The 3,035-nt window shown below is 57.2% G+C and carries 2 protein-coding genes and 1 pseudogene; 2 read left to right on the forward strand and 1 reads right to left on the reverse strand.

The window, feature by feature from the left end:
- A partial coding sequence (locus AWB81_RS41535) for an H-NS family nucleoid-associated regulatory protein (RefSeq protein ID WP_144444361.1) occupies positions 1 to 818 on the reverse strand: 818 nt, incomplete at its 3' end.
- A gap of 350 nt (positions 819 to 1,168) precedes the next feature.
- On the opposite strand from AWB81_RS41535, the gene AWB81_RS41540 reads away from it, so the two are divergent.
- Both AWB81_RS41540 and AWB81_RS41545 read left to right on the forward strand, forming a co-directional pair.
- Positions 1,169 to 1,708 (forward strand): hypothetical protein, encoded by a 540-nt coding sequence (locus AWB81_RS41540; protein WP_235026208.1) that lies wholly within the window; start codon positions 1,169 to 1,171, stop codon positions 1,706 to 1,708.
- Between the two features lie 857 nt (positions 1,709 to 2,565).
- Positions 2,566 to 3,035: pseudogene (locus AWB81_RS41545) on the forward strand (hypothetical protein); the annotation flags it as partial.

The following is a 3,035-nucleotide window of genomic DNA, read 5'->3' on the forward strand; positions in this document are numbered from 1 at the left end:
ACCGCCTTGCGACTTGCGACCATGCTTTTCGCAACCTTCTTCACTGCTGGCTTTGCCGTTTTCTTGCCAACGATGCGTTTGGCCGGAGAAACTGGTGCTTCCTTCGCTGTTTTCTTGACGGAAAGCTTCCTTGCGCTCGCCGCGTTCTTCGCTGCGCCAGCCTTCTTGGCAACAGCCTTCTTTGCTGCGGCCTTCTTCGTCACGACACTGGTTGCCGCCGCGTCTCCGACGCCATCGATTAGAAATTTCGTCCGGTCTTTCACGTTGGCAATCCAGGCCGGCGCACGAGCGTGACCGCTCCACGTTGCGCCGGTCTTCGGATCGCGATACTTCGCCGGGAGAGACCCTTTGCCCTGCCCTTTGCCTGCAACGGTCCGCGCCGTGGCTGAGGTCTTCTTGAGCGCCACCTTCGTCTTGCCCACACCATTCGCGCCGGGCGCCGCGCCACCACCATCAATCAGGAACTTCGTGCGGTCCCGGACTTTCGCAATCCAGGCGGGCGGTCGAGCGTGGCCACTCCACGTCGCGCCCGTTTTTGGATCGCGGTACTTCGGGGGCAGCTTACCTTTCGGCGAACTCGACGCAGTCGATGTGGCCGCGGCCTTGTTCGTGGTGACCTTTACGGAGGGCGCCCCGGCCGGACGGCCCGGACGCTTTTTCGTCGAGGTATGTGCAGCAATATCGGCTGTGGTCAATCCGTGCTGGTCCATGAGCTTTCGGATGTCAGCAAGCACGGTCTGCGCCTGTTTTGCGATTAAGGCCTGGGCCTGTGCTTGAAGTCGTTTCATTTTTCCTTGGATTTGTTCGAGGGTGGCCATCAAGGTCTCCTTTAGGATGTCATGTCCAAACTATGCCACCGTTCACATCGATAACGAAGAGTGATGCGAACTGAAAAAGCTGTATCTTGTGATATAGCGTATCAAGTGAACAGAATTTGGAAGGCGCCTGGCACGAACACAGGTTCTGTCGTGCAACGGAATCGTTGATTACTTCACATGGCGCCCGAACTCGATTCCCAAGTCGTGACGTATAGCAAAGGGTAAGCACGCACCACAATCCGCCTCGCCCAGCGGACACAAAGCGCACCGCAAACGTGGCCAGGCAGTGGCTTTTGCGAAGCCGTACGCTATGGGCGCTAACATCGGGGGACCGCACTTGGGAGGAAACCTTGGACGACCGCTTTGATAGACGAGAACTGCTGCTGCACCTAGGAGAGGTACTCGAGGCCATGCGTTGCGTGGCGCACGCAGATCGCCCCGACGCTCTCATCGCGCGACTGACCAACGAGGTAAAGTCTTTGCAGCAATTCACTTTTCTTTCCGGACTGGCACCCACGATGAGTGCAGCCGATTTTGTCAGACAAGCGACGAAAGCGTACTCGCGTTGGCCGATGGAACTGCTTGAGCAGGAATTGAATCGCGACACGCTCGCGTCGTCGGTGCGGCAAGCCTTGTTTGTCGGAAATCCTGACGGCTGGAAGGCATTTGCGGCGCACATCCAGGCAGAGGTTAAGTGGTTCGGAACGGCGCCGGCCGAAAAGAATGCCGACGTTGCACAGGAAATGAACGAACAAACGCTCGAGAACGCAGCTTCGGTCGAAAACCCAGACCAGGCCGCAAACGTCGGCCGAATGGGACCCATCGGACGAGAAACGAGGTTGGCCTTGGCCTCAACCAGGTTCGACATCTTGAAAACGAAGCGGTTCTGAGCACCAGATAGAATCGCAAGCGTGCTGCTTTTTTAGGTGAGCGAGGTCGTCGGTCCGGAGGTTCTGGTTGCGCTACTCGAGTGTAAAGTCGAATGGTTCTCCGGTCCGGGCCGCGCACGATCTACGACTATGAACTGCGTCCTTGAGTTTCTCCACCTCTTCTGCCGCTCCAGCACCTAACGCGTGTCGACCACGATGATGATCGGAGACGACGCAGCGAGGGTTTCAGTGTTCGACCTCTAACGTCGTCGCTCGCGCACTTGAACGCCGAACCATGGGAATTCTTTGATTGATGCACTGCTTGCGTCCGACGCTAATAGCAGGCGATAGCTCCCGAGCGACTCGCGCAGCCCGTGGGCTGCGTCAATCGGCGTAGCCGCTGAAATCGTCGAGGTCACAGGTTGGTGGCGCTTTTCGGCTCGATCTTCAGAACGAAGTTTGCAAAGAAGCCTGCGTCGGGCAAAAGCGATCACTGCGCAATGCATCCGCTATGAACAATAGATGGTGGCAACGCGCAAGCCGTGAAGCAAGGCTTGATGGAGCGTGATGTCTGGCGGATTTTCGCGCGATGATGGCGACGACAAGAGGTCGAAGCCACTTGGGGCGCTGCGGCAGCGCTCTTCAACATGTTGCACGCCTCCAAGTCGGCGCGCTCGGCATCAAAGTCGTGAAAGTCCATCCAGTCAATTCTCAAACCGAGAAGCCTGATCCGCGCCGCGCTGTCGGCTGGCTGCCACCGAAAGAACACGTGGGACTCGCGGCTCGTTGCTCACCCATACAGCGCCTGGCCAACAGATGACGAGCACCGCCTCGTTTATAATAAGAAGACAGCCTCAGCTATGGCAGGAGCCTATTTCATGAGTCAACCGCGCGGTCGATATTCTGGATCTCGAAACAGCGACCAACGCCAAACGCGTCCCGTCAAACAATCGCCGAATAAACGACAGGGGCGACCATACGTAAAGGGGCAATCTGCTCAAGAGCCCGCCGAGACTGCATCTATTTTCAAGACGCGATCGTTTCAGTTGCTGGTTGATGTGGTCGGCGCGGAGAACGTCGCGTTAGGGCTTGATTCCAACTTGAAGCGGGTGGCCGAGCTGATGAAAGGCGAAAAATTTACGCCCGAAACGGCCTTCCATATGGAAACGACGCTTGGGTTGCCACACGGTTTCTTTGACGACCCCAACCCGGTGCTCGGGCCAGAGATTGTCGCGCGTTTGAGGTCCCCCTTGGACTTCGTTCAAACGGACGTCGATCTCGAAATGGTGTCCAGCATGACTGAACGGGATTTCGTCCCAACCGTCAGCCAAAAGTCATCTCTTAATAA

The sequence above is a fragment of the Caballeronia arationis genome (assembly GCF_001544975.2).
In the GTDB taxonomy this organism is placed as follows: domain Bacteria; phylum Pseudomonadota; class Gammaproteobacteria; order Burkholderiales; family Burkholderiaceae; genus Caballeronia; species Caballeronia arationis.